23 protein-coding genes are annotated in these 16,642 nt (G+C 34.0%); 13 read left to right on the top strand and 10 right to left on the bottom strand.

The window, feature by feature from the left end; all coding sequences use genetic code 11:
* The first annotated feature begins 169 nt into the window (after positions 1 to 169).
* From ACQH2P_RS01050 to murA, 3 genes are all read left to right on the top strand, one after another.
* Positions 170 to 1,912 carry a 30S ribosomal protein S1 gene (locus ACQH2P_RS01050; RefSeq protein ID WP_425364074.1) on the top strand — a complete coding sequence of 581 codons (1,743 nt, stop codon included), beginning with the start codon at positions 170 to 172 and terminating at the stop codon, positions 1,910 to 1,912.
* A gap of 168 nt (positions 1,913 to 2,080) precedes the next feature.
* A complete protein-coding gene (locus ACQH2P_RS01045; protein WP_425362513.1) occupies positions 2,081 to 2,257 on the top strand; it encodes a hypothetical protein in 177 nt (58 codons plus the stop codon).
* Positions 2,258 to 2,358: 101 nt separating this feature from the next.
* Positions 2,359 to 3,633, top strand: coding sequence for a UDP-N-acetylglucosamine 1-carboxyvinyltransferase (murA, locus tag ACQH2P_RS01040; protein ID WP_425362666.1), 1,275 nt, complete (start codon positions 2,359 to 2,361; stop codon positions 3,631 to 3,633).
* A 344-nt stretch (positions 3,634 to 3,977) separates the two neighbouring features.
* Here murA and thyX read toward each other — a convergent pair whose 3' ends face one another.
* From thyX to ruvA, 4 genes are read right to left on the bottom strand one after another with little or no spacing between them, the layout of a single operon-like run.
* Positions 3,978 to 4,871, bottom strand: coding sequence for an FAD-dependent thymidylate synthase (gene thyX, locus ACQH2P_RS01035; RefSeq protein ID WP_425362665.1), 894 nt, complete (start codon positions 4,869 to 4,871; stop codon positions 3,978 to 3,980).
* A 23-nt stretch (positions 4,872 to 4,894) separates the two neighbouring features.
* The gene (locus ACQH2P_RS01030) at positions 4,895 to 5,893 is read right to left on the bottom strand and encodes an FKBP-type peptidyl-prolyl cis-trans isomerase (protein WP_425362664.1); all 999 of its coding nucleotides are present in this window, start codon (positions 5,891 to 5,893) and stop codon (positions 4,895 to 4,897) included.
* A 54-nt stretch (positions 5,894 to 5,947) separates the two neighbouring features.
* The gene (ruvB, locus tag ACQH2P_RS01025) at positions 5,948 to 6,934 is read right to left on the bottom strand and encodes a Holliday junction branch migration DNA helicase RuvB (RefSeq protein ID WP_425362663.1); all 987 of its coding nucleotides are present in this window, start codon (positions 6,932 to 6,934) and stop codon (positions 5,948 to 5,950) included.
* A complete protein-coding gene (gene ruvA / locus ACQH2P_RS01020) occupies positions 6,927 to 7,529 on the bottom strand; it encodes a Holliday junction branch migration protein RuvA (protein ID WP_425362662.1) in 603 nt (200 codons plus the stop codon). The genes ruvB and ruvA overlap by 8 nt, the downstream gene beginning before the upstream one ends.
* A 725-nt stretch (positions 7,530 to 8,254) precedes the next feature.
* On the opposite strand from ruvA, the gene ACQH2P_RS01015 reads away from it, so the two are divergent.
* From ACQH2P_RS01015 to tnpB (ACQH2P_RS01005), 3 genes are read left to right on the top strand one after another with little or no spacing between them, the layout of a single operon-like run.
* Positions 8,255 to 8,395: a hypothetical protein gene (locus ACQH2P_RS01015; RefSeq protein WP_425362661.1), complete on the top strand. Its 141-nt coding sequence runs from the start codon at positions 8,255 to 8,257 to the stop codon at positions 8,393 to 8,395.
* 56 nt (positions 8,396 to 8,451) lie between these two features.
* Positions 8,452 to 8,841, top strand: coding sequence for a hypothetical protein (locus ACQH2P_RS01010; RefSeq protein WP_425362660.1), 390 nt, complete (start codon positions 8,452 to 8,454; stop codon positions 8,839 to 8,841).
* Positions 8,829 to 9,182, top strand: a complete 354-nt coding sequence (tnpB, locus tag ACQH2P_RS01005) for an IS66 family insertion sequence element accessory protein TnpB (RefSeq protein ID WP_425362591.1) — start codon at positions 8,829 to 8,831, stop codon at positions 9,180 to 9,182. Before ACQH2P_RS01010 ends, tnpB (ACQH2P_RS01005) begins: the two co-directional genes overlap by 13 nt.
* Here tnpB (ACQH2P_RS01005) and ACQH2P_RS01000 read toward each other — a convergent pair.
* The 5 genes from ACQH2P_RS01000 to ACQH2P_RS00980 form a co-directional block, all read right to left on the bottom strand.
* Positions 9,179 to 10,288, bottom strand: coding sequence for an IS66 family transposase (locus tag ACQH2P_RS01000; RefSeq protein WP_425362659.1), 1,110 nt, complete (start codon positions 10,286 to 10,288; stop codon positions 9,179 to 9,181). The two genes, tnpB (ACQH2P_RS01005) and ACQH2P_RS01000, sit on opposite strands and share 4 nt — an antisense overlap.
* Positions 10,289 to 10,326: 38 nt before the next feature.
* A complete protein-coding gene (locus ACQH2P_RS00995; protein WP_425362621.1) occupies positions 10,327 to 10,560 on the bottom strand; it encodes a hypothetical protein in 234 nt (77 codons plus the stop codon).
* A gap of 30 nt (positions 10,561 to 10,590) precedes the next feature.
* On the bottom strand, positions 10,591 to 10,824 hold the full coding sequence (locus ACQH2P_RS00990; protein WP_425362589.1) for a hypothetical protein: 234 nt from the start codon (positions 10,822 to 10,824) through the stop codon (positions 10,591 to 10,593).
* 147 nt (positions 10,825 to 10,971) lie between these two features.
* Positions 10,972 to 12,114, bottom strand: coding sequence for a methionine adenosyltransferase (gene metK, locus ACQH2P_RS00985; protein ID WP_425364073.1), 1,143 nt, complete (start codon positions 12,112 to 12,114; stop codon positions 10,972 to 10,974).
* 182 nt (positions 12,115 to 12,296) lie between these two features.
* A complete protein-coding gene (locus ACQH2P_RS00980) occupies positions 12,297 to 12,419 on the bottom strand; it encodes a hypothetical protein (RefSeq protein WP_425362658.1) in 123 nt (40 codons plus the stop codon).
* 8 nt (positions 12,420 to 12,427) lie between these two features.
* On the opposite strand from ACQH2P_RS00980, the gene ACQH2P_RS00975 reads away from it, so the two are divergent.
* From ACQH2P_RS00975 to tnpB (ACQH2P_RS00945), 7 genes are all read left to right on the top strand, one after another.
* Positions 12,428 to 12,625 (top strand): hypothetical protein, encoded by a 198-nt coding sequence (locus ACQH2P_RS00975; protein WP_425362657.1) that lies wholly within the window; start codon positions 12,428 to 12,430, stop codon positions 12,623 to 12,625.
* Positions 12,626 to 12,816: 191 nt separating this feature from the next.
* Positions 12,817 to 13,209, top strand: coding sequence for a helix-turn-helix domain-containing protein (locus tag ACQH2P_RS00970; RefSeq protein WP_425362656.1), 393 nt, complete (start codon positions 12,817 to 12,819; stop codon positions 13,207 to 13,209).
* Between the two features lie 5 nt (positions 13,210 to 13,214).
* The gene (locus ACQH2P_RS00965) at positions 13,215 to 13,409 is read left to right on the top strand and encodes a transposase (protein WP_425362655.1); all 195 of its coding nucleotides are present in this window, start codon (positions 13,215 to 13,217) and stop codon (positions 13,407 to 13,409) included.
* Positions 13,410 to 13,455: 46 nt separating this feature from the next.
* Positions 13,456 to 13,746, top strand: a complete 291-nt coding sequence (locus tag ACQH2P_RS00960) for a hypothetical protein (RefSeq protein WP_425362654.1) — start codon at positions 13,456 to 13,458, stop codon at positions 13,744 to 13,746.
* 89 nt (positions 13,747 to 13,835) lie between these two features.
* Positions 13,836 to 14,675 (top strand): transposase, encoded by an 840-nt coding sequence (locus tag ACQH2P_RS00955; protein WP_425362653.1) that lies wholly within the window; start codon positions 13,836 to 13,838, stop codon positions 14,673 to 14,675.
* Between the two features lie 46 nt (positions 14,676 to 14,721).
* A complete protein-coding gene (locus tag ACQH2P_RS00950) occupies positions 14,722 to 15,147 on the top strand; it encodes a hypothetical protein (RefSeq protein ID WP_425362592.1) in 426 nt (141 codons plus the stop codon).
* The gene (gene tnpB / locus ACQH2P_RS00945) at positions 15,135 to 15,488 is read left to right on the top strand and encodes an IS66 family insertion sequence element accessory protein TnpB (protein ID WP_425362591.1); all 354 of its coding nucleotides are present in this window, start codon (positions 15,135 to 15,137) and stop codon (positions 15,486 to 15,488) included. The genes ACQH2P_RS00950 and tnpB (ACQH2P_RS00945) overlap by 13 nt, the downstream gene beginning before the upstream one ends.
* On the opposite strand, the gene ACQH2P_RS00940 is transcribed toward tnpB (ACQH2P_RS00945), so the two are convergent.
* Positions 15,485 to 16,594, bottom strand: coding sequence for an IS66 family transposase (locus ACQH2P_RS00940; protein WP_425362652.1), 1,110 nt, complete (start codon positions 16,592 to 16,594; stop codon positions 15,485 to 15,487). The two genes, tnpB (ACQH2P_RS00945) and ACQH2P_RS00940, sit on opposite strands and share 4 nt — an antisense overlap.
* Positions 16,595 to 16,642: the final 48 nt, after the last annotated feature.

The raw sequence follows: 16,642 nt of genomic DNA, 5'->3' as shown, positions 1-16,642 counted from the left end.
CAACATATTTTATGTGCCATAGGTTGTTTTATCTACATTTATTAACCATTCATAGTTGATTTAGTTGGATTTGATTACTAGTGAGATAGAAAGCAACTCGCTTGAGCAAATTCAAATCAATTGACTATATTTATTATACTAGATGGCACAACTAGTATTAGAGAATAATATGCAGAAAATTAAGAAAAAATTTGTTTCCCAACTTGCAGAAATTAGCCTTCAATCTCATGAGGATTTTGCACAAATGCTTGAAACCATAAGTACTAGTCATATAAAAGAAGGTACTGTTGTCAAAGGTCAAGTAGTAGGTATTGCCAAAGGAATTATCATAGTTGACGTTGGATTAAAGAATGAAGGTAGAGTTCCCGTAGAAGAATTTGCCCTAGCTAGTAGTCAACCTTTACCAGAAGTTGGTGATATAGTTGATGTATATATTGAGAAAATTGAAGGTCGCAACGGTAGAACTATATTGAGTCGTGAAAAAGCTATTAGAGAAGAATCATGGGGACATTTAGAAATTGCATGTGCTAAAAAGCAGTTTGTTGATGGGGTAATATTTGGGCGTGTAAAAGGTGGATTTACCGTTGACGTATCAGGGGTTGTTGCTTTCTTGCCTGGAAGTCAGGTAGATGTTAGACCAATAAAAGATATTTCTTCGTTAATGGGTATCAAACAACCATTCCAAATTTTAAAGATGGATAAAAAACTTGGTAATATTGTAGTTTCTAGAAGAGCTATACTTGAGGAATCAAGATCTGAGGCTAGGGATGAAATGTTATCGAAAATTAAGGAAGGAATAATATTAGATGGTGCAGTAAAAAATATCACTGATTATGGTGCATTTATCGCTTTAGGTAGTTCAGGTAATGTAGACGGTTTATTGCACGTTACTGATATTTCATGGAGTAGAATAAATCACCCTTCTGAAGTTTTGTCGTTAGATCAAAAAGTTAAAGTTATAGTTATAAAATTTAACGAAGAAACTAAGAGAATTTCACTTGGTATGAAGCAACTTGACCATAATCCATGGCAAAGTATAAAAGAAGAATTCCCGGTTGGTACAATAATGACTGGCAAAGTAACAAATATTGCTGATTATGGAGTATTTATTGAACTAAAAGATGGCATTGAGGGGCTTGTTCATTCAAGCGAAATTAGTTGGGTAAAATTAAATCAACATCCTAAGAAAATGCTTACTATTGGTCAAGAAGTACAATTCACAATTTTAGAAGTTGATACTGATAAACATAGAATATCTTTAAGTATTAAGCAGTGTCAAGCTAACCCCCTTATTGAGTTCGCCCATCGTAATCCAATAGGTAGTATAATTAAAGCGCCAATACGAAATATCACTGACTTTGGTATGTTTGTAGCACTTGATGATAACATTGACGGCATGATTCATGAGACAGATATAAGCTGGGAAGGTAATGGTATTGAACTGTTAAAAACATATAAAAAGAATGATCAAATAGAATGTAAGGTTTTATCCATTGACATTGAAAAGGAACGTATAAGCTTAGGTATTAAACAATTAAGTGAAGAAACGCAGCAAGATGAAGTTGAGATGTACAAAAAAAATATGGTCGTTACTTGCTCAGTCACTGCAGTTCAAGATGATAGGATAGAAGTTGCTTTAGACAATAAAATATCGGGCTTCATCAAGAAGACTGATCTTTCTAGTGAAAAAACCGAGCAAAAAACTGAAAGATTTGCCCCTAATGACAGAATTGATGCAAAAATCATTACCATTGATAAAGCATCTCATAAAATTACTTTATCAATAAAAGCTCTTGAAATAGAAAGGAGAGAAAAAGCTATCAAAGAATATGGTTCTGCTGACAGTGGAGCTAGTCTAGGAGACATACTTGGAGCAGCTCTTGACGATAGTAAAGATGATAAGACAAAATGATATTGAGATTAACAATGAAAAATGCATACTGGAAACGGTTCTTCGTATGCGTTTTAACTTTTTTATTATTCAATAGATACTTTAATTATTAAAATCATCTATTGAACAGGTTATATGCCAGGGCAGTTTAAAAGTCGCAACTAATGATATAAGAATCTGTTTTGAGAAATGCATAAACGTCATTGCGAGGAGCCGCTTCGCTACGACACGGCAATCCAAAAAATTGCAACGGCAAAAATAAAACAGCAAGCTGTTTATTTGGATCGCCACGCCACTTCGTGGCTCGCGATGACGGTTATTCGTTTCTATAATCTAGTATTTTATATCATTAGTTGCGACTTTTAAACTGCCCTGGTTATATGCCGCTTTAAACCTGATTGACTTATACCTGAATTTGATATAACAAGTTATATCAAATTCAGGTTATTATATAATAAGGAATTCCTATGGACAGTTTAATAATTAAAGGTGGTATCCCCCTTGAAGGTAGTATTAGCATTAGCGGGGCTAAGAATGCGGCGTTACCGATTATGACAGCTGCACTCCTTACGGATAAGCTTAATATTAATAATATTCCAAAGCTTACCGATATTCTCACAATGAAAAAATTACTTGAGAATTTAGGTAGTGTTGTCACTGTAACTGATCATCAAGATCACTTGAGCATGGATATCGATAGCAGCAATATTAATAATTTTACTGCACCATATGATATAGTACGTAAAATGCGTGCTTCTATTTGGGTTCTTGGACCTCTACTCTCTAGATTCTCTAAAGCTAAGGTTTCCTTACCTGGAGGATGTGCTATAGGTGCTCGGCAAGTAGATTTACATATAGCAGCTCTGCAAGCTATGGGAGCAAATATTGATGTTGATCATGGTTATATTAATGCTACAATCAAAGGTAGATTAAAAGCTGTACATTTTGTTTTTAAACAAATATCTGTTGGAGCAACAATTAACTCCATAATGGCAGCGACTTTAGCTGAAGGAGAAACAATATTATTTAACTGTGCTAGAGAACCAGAAATTGTTGATCTATGCCATTGTCTTAACAAAATGGGTGCGGAAATAAATGGAATTGGTACAAGCGAAGTAAGAATTGCTGGTAAATCTTATTTAAAAAATACCCACTATTCAGTCATGCCGGATCGTATTGAAGCTGGTACCTACATGATGGCGGCGGCCATTACTAAAGGCAATTTAAATATTTATGGAATTAATAGCAATATTGTTGAAAATATAGTATTAAAACTCATTGAAGCTGGCATAAAAGTTGAACCTATTGATAATGGTTTAAGAGTTTCTTATGTAGACAGATTAAATCCCGTAGATATCCATACAAGCCCATATCCAGGTTTTGCAACAGACTTCCAAGCTCAGTTTATGAGTCTTATGACTCTTTGCAGCGGTTCTTCTACAATCACCGAAACTATTTTTGAAAACCGCTTTATGCATGTTCCTGAATTATGCCGAATGGGTGCAAATATAACAGTTAAAGGAAATAGTGCTATAATACACGGTGTACCTTTTTTGACAGGTGCTGAAGTTATGGCAAGCGATCTCAGAGCCTCGGTGTCTCTAGTATTAGCTGGACTTGCCGCCAATGATACAACAAAAATACATCGAATTTACCACTTAGATCGTGGATATCAAACCTTGGAAAAAAAATTAAGTAATTGTGGAGCAAACATAGTACGAGTTACAGGGGATAGTGTTTAAAAAAACAGATAAGTACTCTGACACGTAAACCATAGTACCCTACATTTTTTATTCTATCGTAAAAATAGCAAAAAATTATAAGGATATTATGCTACACAAGCGTCATTGCGAGGAGTGTGTAAGCACGACGAAGCAATCCACTTCTGGTCTTTTGGATTGCTTCGTCGCCTAAAGTGGCTCCTCGCAATGACAGTTAGAGATCGGTTTTTTTTCTTAAATTGATACATTATGTTGAATTACACTTTCACTACAAAATAAAAAATGTAGGGCTATGCACGTAAACCCTTGTCAGGAATTAATTAATCTACTTCCTTAAAAGCCCGTGAACGGTCACCTTTGTTTTACTATCCAATAACTTTCATTAATTCATCCCATTCTCTTTTGGTCATACCACTAGATTCTAGAGTAACATCTTCTTTATTAATTAGTCTTTTTATGACATCCAGTCCTTTTTTAGAAATATTATTACCTTCTAGTCTATATTCCTTAAAAGAGTCATAAGTAAAAGGTACCCAAGCTTTCACTATTTCTAGCATCTTTTCTGCATATATTCTGATTTCGTATTGAGCATGAGAATCGGCTCGTAGTAACAGAAAATTTAACAGATTATGCAAATTAATTTTCCAATACCATTCTGTATAATAGTTTAAGGTTAAATTCATTCTTGCAAGTTCCCTAGTAATACCTATGGTATTTTCATCGATAATATTCCCCTGTTCATCTTGGTTCATCATTTCAGTATAATGCTGATAGCATATTTTAGCATCTTTTTCTAGTAGCACTAATACTTTATCTGCAATTTTTTCTGGAATTTCTTCATCACTTCTTCCTTGCTTATTTGTTGTAGATTGAGCAGCAAGATTCTGTTTTTCTGGTAAATAAAATTCATTTCCTAATATAGAATATCTAGCTGAATATTCATTAACACTAGCGGTTCTATGACGTATCCATTGTCTTGCAACAAAGATAGGTAGTTTAATATGAAATTTGATATCACACATTTCAAATGGTGTCGTATGTTTGTGACGCATTAGGTAATTAATTAAACCTTTATCTTGGCTTAGTTGTTTTGTCCCTTTACCATACGATACTCGTGCTGCTTGTACTATGCTACTATCATCACCCATATAATCAATAACCCTGATAAAACCATGATCTAGTACTTTTATGGGTTCAAATAATAACTCTTCAAGAGCTGGTACAGTTGCTCTTTTAGTATTGTAATTAGTATCGTGCATTTTTTCCCTCAATTATCTTTGACTTATCCAGGAAGTCTTGTTTGAAAATTTGTTAATTCCAGCATCAAATATTCGTCCATAGGGATCTTACTTTGATTAAGCATTCTATTGATATTAGAACCAAGTGCTTTAAATAACTTACCTTTGGCAATTACCGTTCTAGTGCCAACTGGTACTTTACCATGCAGAGCATACGACACAATTAAAGGGCAATTAATATCACCAATTTTTATGTCTAGTTTTTTACCTTCTTGCACTGAATCATAAAGCACCTGTCCATTCGATAATTTAGTAATCTTTGCATCAACCCCTACTTTATCTCCACATAATAACGGCATCCTATAAGCTATTTCATCATCAAATATCTTTACTTCATGACTATTAACAAAATTATTAGGTAATATTGAATTTAGGACAATATTAACCCTGTAAGGTGAATCATATGCTTTATTTTCTTCGTTAGAATATACATATTTTGCAGGAAGTATAGCTTGTCTGGTTTGTCCAACCATCATACCTACTACTACAGAATCAATTCCTGGCATAATTGTTCGAGAACCAAGGGTAAAGGTTTTAGTATTTTCGCTGAGTAAGTTATTGTTAATATCCAATAATTGGTAATGTAATGTGACTACATGACCACAAGTCGCTGGACCAACAGTCCCATTACCAAAGCTATTAATCTTAAACATTGGCTGAATTAAATCTCTATTAACCTCTATAGTATATTTACCATCAGTAATAGGTTTATTAGTTGGTTGTAGTAAGTTTTCAAAGAATAGTCTACCTTCTTCTGTTTTAAGAGCATTGATCAAAACTTTTGAAACAGTTTTTTCAAGGAAATTACCAGTTAATGGTATATTTGCTTGTTCAGGAGTGCTAGTACTAGTATTGTTAGTACTTTCTGCTTCGTTGGTCGTCTGAACCTTAGGGGCATTCTCCTCAGGTGGAGATTGCGTTTTCATTTGAACAATAGAGTAAATAATTGCTGCCGCAATTATAAAAGTTAAAGCTTTTTGCATATAATATTCCTTCCTTAAGTATCTTTAGTTTGCTATGGATAAATACTAATCGGTTTAGCTATATATTCCAAGATGGTCAAAGGCATTTTTAGTAATGACTCTGCCTCTCGGGGTGCGTTGTAATAATCCTATTTGTATTAGATAGGGTTCGATAGTCTCTTCAACAGCATCACGTTGTTCTGATAGAGCTGCGGCAATTGTCTCTATACCAACCGGACCCCCACCATAATTATCAGCTATAAACTTTAAGTATCTATAATCATTACTGTCCAAACCTATTTTGTCAACTTCTAATCGATTTAGTGAAATATTGGCAATATTTTTATCAATTTCTAGCTGATCATCGACAGAAGCGAAGTCTCTCACCCGTCTAATTAGTCTAAGGGCAATTCTTGGGGTTCCTCTACTACGCCCCGCTATTTCTTCTAACGCATCATCGGTTACATTAATTGCCAGCAATTTACTAGCTCTACTCAAAACAAGTTTTAATTCAGCCACATTATAAAAATGTAAACGTAATGGTATACCGAATCTATCTCTCAAAGGGTTGCTCAATAGACCGAGTCTAGTAGTTGCTCCAACTAAAGTAAAATTAGGTAGATTGATTTTTACTGATCTTGCTGCTGGTCCTTCGCCAATAACTATATCTAAAGCGAAATCTTCCATTGCTTGGTACAATACTTCTTCAATATTTGTGCTAAGACGGTGAATTTCATCAATAAATAACACGTCATTATCTTGCAAATTAGTAAGTATGGCAGCTAGGTCAGCTGCTTTTGATATAGCAGGTCCTGAGGTGGACTTAAAATTTACTCCCATTTCCTTAGAAATAATTTGGGCAAGAGTGGTTTTACCAAGTCCAGGGGGACCATAAAATAAGGTATGATCTAAATGTTCAGACCTATTTTTAGCTGCTTGGATGAAAATGGATAAATTCTCTTTGATTTGTTGTTGTCCAACAAATTCTTTTAAGTAGCTAGGTCGTAGAGAAAACTCTTGATCGCTTGGGAGTATATCAGCTGATAAAACGTTTTTAGACATTGGAACTACGTGCCTTTAATGCAAGTTTAATTAGTTCATTAATAGAGAGATCAGGATTCTTTGCAATAATTTCCTGTACTAAATTATGTGCTTCAGCTCTATTAACACCAAGTGAGGTTAAAACTAATGTAGCATCAGATGATATCTTAGCTAAGTCACTATCATTCTTATCGAGGGGAAGATTGTTAGCAAGGTTAGTTAAGGCTTTATCCTTTAACTCTATGATAATTCGTTCAGCTAATTTTAGCCCAACACCGGAAACGGCTTTAAAAGCTTCTTTATCCCGCCTGGCTATCGCTGATTGGATTTGCTCAGGTGATAAATTTGATAAAATAGCTAAAGCCATCCTTGTTCCAATGCCGTTCACTGATTGTAATAAATTAAAAACAAACTTCTCTTCAAGAGATAAAAAGCCGTAAAGATTAATATGATCTTCTCTTACATGCGTTTCAATAAATAATTGACAAAACTCATTAACGACTAATTTATTTAGAGTTTTACTACTACAATACACTAAATATCCCACACCACTAACATCAATAATGACATAATCATTAAAACATGCATCTATTTTACCTTTTAGTTTACCAATCATAATTTTTTAGTATCAGATTTTGCTTTTGGCTTACGATTTCTCGTGCATATATATGTTATCACTGGTGCTGTAGTTATTAACAAAGCCAAAATATAATGCAATAACGTTGGAGTTTCAGAGCAGTGACATTGACCATCATCCTGGAATGTTGACATAAGTATAAATTTTGCGACAATCCAAGTGACCACCCCATATATAAGCAAGTATACGATACATTTGACTTTTTTACAGATATCTTTCATCATATTTTCCTCTTCTATTTAATATATAGCTAATCCGACTAGCATTATTCCGTCATTGCGAGAAGTGCATAAGCATGATGAAGCAATCCAAATATAATCTCTTTCCTGGATTGCTTCGTCGCTACTGAAGTAGCTCCTCGCAATGACACAAATTTACTATGGCTAAATACTAATCGGGTTAGCCATATCTAATAACAATAATAGAATATTTGAATAAATGATAGAGAAAGTAACTCTCTAATCCAGCAATTCTAATTGTTTAACAATACACTAAATATTCACACCACTAATATCAATAATGATATAATTATTAAAATATTTCATTTATTTTTACTTTTTAGTTAGCCAATCATAATTTACTTGATATTAGAGTATAGTATTTTTTAAAAACTTCTTGCGTTGTATTATGAAATGTATTATGTGCATGGCAATAGTCAAGTATAGTGCTTGGGTATGTTATAATATGAAAACAGGTATTTATTTATGGCAGAAAATAGACAAATTAGTACACCTAATTATTCAGAAGAGCTGCAACAGATACACTCGATACAAGTTTCTGGAGGAGGAGCAGTAACATTTTTGGGGCGGGGAATTTCGTTGTATACTTGCAGCAAAACTGCATAACTCTATCTAATTTTTTTGTTAGTATAAAATTTATTTTATAAATTTGGGTTCCTACTATGCAAATACCATCAATTACTATTGAGCAAGTAGCTCAGCAATTTAAAGCCTGGCGTCAAACTAAAACTAACAAGTTTGATCCCATACCAAACCATCTAAAGGAATTAGTTCGCCAGCTACTCCATCACTATTCTTGCAAAGATATAGCCAAACATCTCAATATTAATAAAACAATAATTAGTTCAATTCAACGTATACTTGCAGCAAAACTGCAACAAGATATTAATTTCCTTCCATTTCAACTAGTAAATTCTATAGATACTGATCCTGTGGCTACTCCCAAACAAAATTACTACACTTGCCACATTATTAAACCAAATGGTACCAAGCTTATTATCCAAACATTGGATCCAAAAATCATAATTCAGACATTTCTATGCTGCAACTAACCCCTCAGTCAGTTATTTTTGTTGCCACTATTGCCATCGACTTTCGTAAGGGTATCGATGGTTTAATAGCTGTTTGCAGACAAAAACTTTCTTCCAACCCTCTTAATGGTTCCTTGTTTTTATTCTATAATAAAAACAGAACTGCCATTAAAATTTTGTCCTTTGATGGTCAAGGCTTTTGGTTATGCTCTAAACGCCTATCCAAAGGTAAATTTACGGCAAAACTTTCCCCATCTGATAATTCATCTTATCAGATTTGTTATAGAACCTTACACATTCTTATTCATAATGGTGATCCTAGTTCTGCCAAACTCTCTAATGATTGGCTTCCTGTCATTTAAGCTGCCGTCTCGATTAATTCCGTATTATTTATATATCTTGCATAGGCAAAAGGCGTATAATTCGTAGGATGCTTCTTTGCTTTGTTGCTCTGCTCTTGCAGCCAATTTAAATATTTAAATGCATTGATTTCATTCTCACTACAAGTCTTTACTATACTATACAGACCACTATGTATCTCAGCACTATTGATTGTTTTAAAGAATAATGAATTCTTCCTTTGTAAAATAATGGTACGTAGTGACCTCTCAGCCCAATTATTATCAAGACTGCTAACTGGAATTTTCAAAAATTGCGTCAAACCTTCTTTATTATTTAACCAATATTTCATAGCTTGCCCAAACCTACTATTAGGCTCAACTTTCTTGTCGTTAAATAATTCATCTATTTTGTTATATATATTTTCTATATATTTACTGCTATGTTCCTTATGGTACTTCAGCTTCTCCTCAAGGCTCATCTCTTTACATTGATGTTCATTATGGTAAATCCCAGCAGTCTGTTTGAGAAAATATCCGCATTCTTCAGGGTAATATGGTTCATTCTCTGTAAATTTTCTCTGCCCATGTGACAAACAATTGATCATCACTATTATTGCCAGTAATTCTTTATCTGCTTCTGATAATACCGGGTTATTATTGTTACTTGCATCAGTCATTAAATGAATAGAATCAGTCCTATTCTTACGATTCTTTAGTACGTTACCAATATTTTCCCCGCCATGCTTATTACCGGTAAAATATAAAACTATCACCTCATTATTGGCAGTCTTAGCACATATAGTAGTGGTATAACAGCTGCGTCCTTTCTTATTTTGAGTACGTAATTTTTTATTGGCTACAGTAATTTCTAAAATTCTAGCTCTAGTATCATCAAGATTCAGTGAGCTACATTCGGCAGCCATTTCCAATAATACCCTGTAAATTTCAGCTCCACCACCTTCTTGCCAAACATCTAAATATTGTTGCCACAACGAGCTATATGATACAGGAACCCCGCTTAAACTTTGCAACCTAGATAAACGATAGAAGGGAGTACCGTAGGTCTTTTGTAACACTATTGCACTTTTGCTACTATTTGTCCATTTGTTGATATTCTTATTGTTCATAACTGTATAATCGCAAGCATTACAGCGTAACGTTTTCTTTACATATCTGTTGACTGTAATTGGAGCATTACCTGTAAATTGTAGCAATTTTCTAGCTTCACTATTATAGAGTTTACCATTATCACAGTGAGGACAGCTATCACCACTACAAAAATTCTCAGGAGATAAATAGCTGGTATTCGCATCCTGATAATCATCAAATCCATATTTACCTTGCCAATTACTGCGATCTCTCTTCTTGGACTCATCGTACTCTTCTTCATTACCACCATTCTTATTATCAGATTCACTCGGTGGTTCTTTTAATGAATCTGAACTATCTTTTTTTTGTTATCTGCCTTAAAACCAATCATCATCTCCTTAAGCTTATTTATACTGATGTTTGATGATGCTAGCTTGTCTATTAGTTCGTTACAAAATTTCACAAGTTCTATCACCGCTTGCTGATCATCTCCTGTTAATGAACTTGCCTTAATATGTTGTATTAGTTCTTCTCGTTCCTCAGCACTTAAGGTCGCTACTTTTGGCTTTTTCATTTTGATTCATTCATTACGTTTAATAATTGAAATGTTATAGTATAACTGATAGTTTTTCAACCAGTTTTTTTACTAATCGGTGATATTTGCATAGTAGGAACCCAAATTTATAAAATAAATTCATACTACCAAAAAAATTTAATAGAGTTATGCAGTTTTGCTGCAAGTATACAATTGTTCCCAAGTAAAGTTCTGATCTTCTCTACCAAAATGCCCATATGCTGCAGTTCTTTGATAACAAGCAGTTTGCAATTTTAGTTGTTTTATAATTTTACCTGGTCTTAAATCAAAATGTTCATTTACTAATTCTGCTATTTCGTTATCAGTTAATTTGCCAGTACCAAAAGTATCAACTAAAATAGATACAGGGGCTGCCACTCCAATTGCATAGGATATTTGTATTTCACAACGATCCGCTATTTCAGCTCCTACAATATTCTTAGCAATATAGCGAGCCATGTAGGCAGCAGAACGATCTATTTTTGTTGGGTCTTTACCAGAAAAACAACCACCTCCATGCCTAGCCATTCCCCCATAAGTATCTACTATAATTTTTCTGCCAGTAAGCCCACAATCCCCTACGGGTCCACCAATAACAAATCTACCAGTGGGGTTAATTAAATATTTTGTATCCTTACTAATCCATTCTGCTGGTAGCTCTGGTTTAATGATTTCATCCATTACTGCTTCTACTATCTGGCTATGAGTTACATGGCTATAATGTTGAGTTGATAATACAACCGTATCAACACCAACCGGCTTATTGCCTTGATATCGTAAAGTAATTTGTGACTTTGCATCTGGACCAAGCCATGGCAAAATTCCTTGCTTACGTAATTTAGCTTGCCTCTTAACTAAGTTATGAGCATAATATATTGGGGCTGGCATCATAACTGCTGTTTCATTACAGGCGTAACCGAATACCATCCCTTGATCACCAGCACCGATCATATCCTCATCTTGATTATCTACACCAATAGCTATATCTGCTGATTGCTTGGTAATGCCGGATATAACGGCACACGAATCTGCATCAAATCCAAGACTAGGGTTATTATAACCAATTTCTCTTACTGTATCACGTGCTATTTGCTCTATATCAACCCAAGAATCTGTAGTAATCTCTCCACTCACCAGAATCATGCCAGTTTTCACTAAAGTCTCACATGCAACACGGCATTTAGGGTCTTGAGTGATAATTGCATCTAAAATCGCATCAGAAATTTGATCAGCGATTTTATCTGGATGCCCTTCAGATACAGATTCAGAAGTGAAGACTTTATTTTTTATCATAAAAATGCTCTTTAGGTTAACAAAAATAATTTGCGTTTATATTTATTCAACAAATATAGCAGATTTTTATGCCCCACTAATAGTTGTTCTCATTATTTTTGCGGTATTTCTTATTTTTCTTGCATTTTTGAGTATATCCATACACGATTGTACGCTCCTCAAACGTCATTGCGTCGCTACTAAACTACAGTGAAACCTATTGAATTAGGTGATACAAACTTTGTGTCATACCTGCGAAAGCAGGTATCTAGATTCCCGCCTTCGCGGGAATGACAACTTACAATCGTTATGTTCTTTATCACCTAATCCTATGAGCATAACTATAGTACAGCTGTCGAAAGTTAGAAGAGGAAGCGGGTTTAGAGGCATAGTACCCTACATTTTTTATTCTATCGTAAAAATAGCAAAAAATTATAAGGATATTATGCTACACAAGCGTCATTGCGAGGAGTGTGTAAGCACGACGAAGCAATCCAAAAGACCAGAAGTGGATTGCTTCGTCGCCTAAAGTGGCTCCTCGCAATGACAGTTAGAGATCGGTTTTTTTCCTTAAATTGGTACATTATGTCGAATTACACTTTCACTACAAAATAAAAAATGTAGGGTACTATGGTTTAGAGGTCATCATGGTATAGCACTTAACATATGGATTCAAATAAGTTATAATGATAAATAATAAAAAAATTATATAATAGAAATATGGCATCCCCCTACAGTTACGATTTACGTTCTAGAGTTATAGAACATTATGAGAAATATAAGAAAGTAGCACTTACATGCGAAACCTTTAAAATTAGTCGGTCAATAATCTATGATTGGATTAGATTAAAGAAACAAACTGGAGATATAAAGTCAAAGGAGGGATACCAGAAAGGATATGGTCATAAAATCCCTGATTTATCGGAGTTGCGTCATTTAGTAGAAAAGGGTAACTCGTTAACGCTTACAGAAATAGCAAAAGAATTAGATAATGTTGCAAGTATAATGACTATCAGCCGAGCTTTAAAGAAACTCAACATTACTCGAAAAAAAAGACATATGCGTATAAAGAAAGAGATGAAGGAAAGCGACAAGATTTTCTCAGTGAATTAGAAAAAGTGCCGATAGAGAGACGTGTTTATCTTGATGAAGCGGGCATAAATGATAATGAATCATATGAATATGGATGGTCAATGAAAGGAAGTCGTTGTAATGGGAGTAAATCGGGAAAACGTAGTGAAAGAACAAGTTTTATTGGTGCGTTAAATCAGAATAGTTGTATACTTGCAGCAAAACTGCATAACTCTATCTAATTTTTTTGTTAGTATAAAATTTATTTTATAAATTTGGGTTCCTACTATGCAAATACCATCAATTACTATTGAGCAAGTAGCTCAGCAATTTAAAGCCTGGCGTCAAACTAAAACTAACAAGTTTGATCCCATACCAAACCATCTAAAGGAATTAGTTCGCCAGCTACTCCATCACTATTCTTGCAAAGATATAGCCAAACATCTCAATATTAATAAAACAATAATTAGTTCAATTCAACGTATACTTGCAGCAAAACTGCAACAAGATATTAATTTCCTTCCATTTCAACTAGTAAATTCTATAGATAGTCTCCCCGTCAAAAGTCTAGAAGGATAATATATAATATGGTTAGCGGGTAAAAATATCTAGATAATCCATAAGAAAATGCTATAATATTGGCAGAAACCTTATGGATTGTATGAATTATGCCGATAGAAGATATAATAAAATCCCAAAAACAAGGACAGCTTTTTGGTTATAAATTGACCGAAGAATTAAACCCTAATAACAAGTTATATAAATTAAGATCGTTAATAAATTGGACTGTTTTAGAGGAATGGTTATTGACAAATGTTAATATCAAGAAATTTGGTAGGAATCGCAGATGTCACAGGTTATTACTTGGAGTAACTATGCTGCAAGCGATGTATAACCTGTCAGATGCTGCAGCTGAAGAAGAGCTGAGAGAGAACGTATATTGGCAATATTTTTGTGGTTGGGAATATTTGCAGAAAGATGCTGAGATATCAGAAGCTAGTATACGAAGGTTTCGTGCTATATTAGGGGAAGAAGGATATAATGAGATATTAAAAGAATTAACAAGAATTGGTTGCAAAGTCGGAGTGCTTAAAAAAAAAGACTTAGCATCGATAATCGTTGATACTACAGTACAAATTAAGAATATTAAGTATCCTCATGATGTGTATTTGATGGATAAGGCAAGAATAGAGCTAGTAAAGTTATGTCATACTTTAGGCATTAAGTTACATGAGACATATGCCAAGCAATATAAAAAAGACATAGTAAAATTATGGAAATATAAGGATAATAGTAAAGCCAAAAAACGTAAGAAGGTAATGCAACATTTAAAGATATTGCTGGGTCGTTTAATAAGAATATGTCAGCGAGAAATAGCAAAAACAAAGTTAAGTTTGTCATTAAAGCAGCAAGAAATACTAAATAAGATTAAAAAGATTCAGGCACAATCTATACTGAGTAAAGCAGAGAAAGGTATACTTGCAGCAAAACTGCATAACTCTATCTAATTTTTTTGTTAGTATAAAATTTATTTTATACATTTGGGTTCCTACTATGCAAATACCATCAATTACTGTTGAGCAAGTAGCTCAGCAATTTAAAGCCTGGCGTCAAACTAAAACTAACAAGTTTGATCCCATACCAAACCATCTAAAGGAATTAGTTCGCCAGCTACTCCATCACTATTCTTGCAAAGATATAGCCAAACATCTCAATATTAATAAAACAATAATTAGTTCAATTCAACAAGCCCATCAACCTTCCCTCAAAACTTCTCCTACCTCAACTTCAAATAAAGTTCTACAACACGATATTAATTTTCTCCCATTTCAACTAGTAAATTCTATAGATACTGATCCTGTGGCTACTCCCAAACAAAATTACTACACTTGCCACATTATTAAGCCAAATGGTACCAAGCTTATTATTCAAACACTAGAGCTAAAAACCATAATTCAAACATTTCTATGCTGCAACTAACCCCTCAGTCAGTTATTTTTGTTGCCACTATTGCCATCGACTTTCGTAAGGGTATCGATGGTTTAATAGCTGTTTGCAGACAAAAACTTTCTTCCAACCCTCTTAATGGTTCCTTGTTTTTATTCTATAATAAAAACAGAACTGCCATTAAAATTTTGTCCTTTGACGGTCAAGGCTTTTGGTTATGCTCTAAACGCCTATCCAAAGGTAAATTTACGGCAAAACTTTCCCCATCTGATAATTCATCTTATCAGATTTGTTATAGAACCTTACACATTCTTATTCATAATGGCGATCCTAGTTCTGCCAAACTCTCCAATGATTGGCTTCCTGTCATTTAAGCTGCCGTCTCGATTAATTCCGTATTATTTATATATCTTGCATAGGCAAAAGGTGTATAATTCGTAGGATGCTTCTTTGCTTTGCTACTCTGCTCTTGCAGCCAATTTAAATATTTAAATGCATTGATCCCGTTCTCACTACAAGTCTTTACTATACTATACAGACCACTATGTATCTCAGCACTATTGATTGTTTTAAAGAATAATGAATTCTTCCTTTGTAAAATAATGGTACGTAGTGACCTCTCAGCCCAATTATTATCAAGACTGCTAACTGGAATTTTCAAAAATTGCGTCAAACCTTCTTTATTATTTAACCAATATTTCATAGCTTGCCCAAACCTACTATTAGGCTCAACTTTCTTGTCGTTAAATAATTCGTCTATTTTGTTATATATGTTTTCTATATATTTACTGCTATGTTCCTGATGGTACTTCAGCTTTTCCTCAAGGCTCATCTCTTTACATTGATGTTCATTATGGTAAATCTCACCAGTTTGTTTGAGAAAATATCCGCATTCTTCAGGATAGTATGGTTCATTATCTGTAAATTTCCTCTGTCCATGTGATAAACAGTTGATCATAATTATTATTGCTAGTAATTCTTTATCTGCTTCTGATAATACTGGGTTATTATTGTTACTTGCATCAGTCATTAAATGAATAGAATCAGTCCTATTCTTACGATTCTTTAGTACGTTACCAATATTTTCCCCGCCATGCTTATTACCGGTAAAATATAAAACTATCACCTCATTATTGGCAGTCTTAGCACATATAGTAGTGGTATAACAGCTGCGTCCTTTCTTATTTTGAGTACGTAATTTTTTATTGGCTACAGTAATTTCTAAAATTCTAGCTCTAGTATCATCAAGATTCAGTGAGCTACATTCGGCAGCCATTTCCAATAATACCCTGTAAATTTCAGCTCCACCACCTTCTTGCCAAACATCTAAATATTGTTGCCACAACGAGCTATATGATACAGGAACCCCGCTTAAACTTTGCAACCTAGATAAACGATAGAAGGGAGTACCGTAGGTCTTTTGTAACACTATTGCACTTTTGCTACTATTTGTCCATTTGTTGATATTCTTATTGTTCATAACTGTATAATCGCAAGCATTACAGCGTAACGTTTTCTTTACATATCT

This window comes from Candidatus Tisiphia endosymbiont of Hybos culiciformis (genome assembly GCF_964030975.1).
Classification (GTDB): domain Bacteria; phylum Pseudomonadota; class Alphaproteobacteria; order Rickettsiales; family Rickettsiaceae; genus Tisiphia.
Note: the sequence above shows the minus strand (reverse complement) of the source record. Positions and strands in the feature narration are given on the sequence as shown.